The organism is Neisseria sp. HMSC068C04, assembly GCF_001810105.1.
Lineage (GTDB): Bacteria > Pseudomonadota > Gammaproteobacteria > Burkholderiales > Neisseriaceae > Neisseria > Neisseria flavescens_B.
Genome location: NZ_KV799982.1, coordinates 1 through 362, shown reverse-complemented (window position 1 = coordinate 362; position 362 = coordinate 1). Strand labels below are relative to the sequence as shown.

Below are 362 nucleotides of genomic sequence, written 5' to 3'. Positions count from 1 at the left end.
AATACGGCGCAAAACTGGCCGTTGTTGCCGCTGCACCTCTGGCTTTCGCTACTCAAGCATGGGCCGAAGTACCTGAAAGCGTTAAAACCGACTTGGCTACTGCAAAGACTGACGCATTATCCGTTGCGGCCATCGTACTGGGTATTATCGCTTCAATCTTCGCTATCCAGCTGATCCGCCGCGTATTGCGCTAATTTGAAGCATATTTCAGACGACCCCTCAAAGGTCGTCTGAATACTAATTGACATGAGAATCTAAATAATGGGCTACCAAGTCGGAAATAATTGTTACGCAACCCGTCAGGATGCCGAAAACGTCTATTTCAGTTTAGTGCCTCCAAAAATTGGCGATGACGGAAAGCT

1 protein-coding gene is annotated in these 362 nt (G+C 47.5%); it reads left to right on the top strand.

The window, feature by feature from the left end; genetic code table 11:
* Window positions 1-194: major capsid protein (locus HMPREF2700_RS08920; protein ID WP_070591627.1), on the top strand; the 194-nt coding region annotated here is incomplete at its 5' end.
* Between the last annotated feature and the right edge of the window lie 168 nt (window positions 195-362).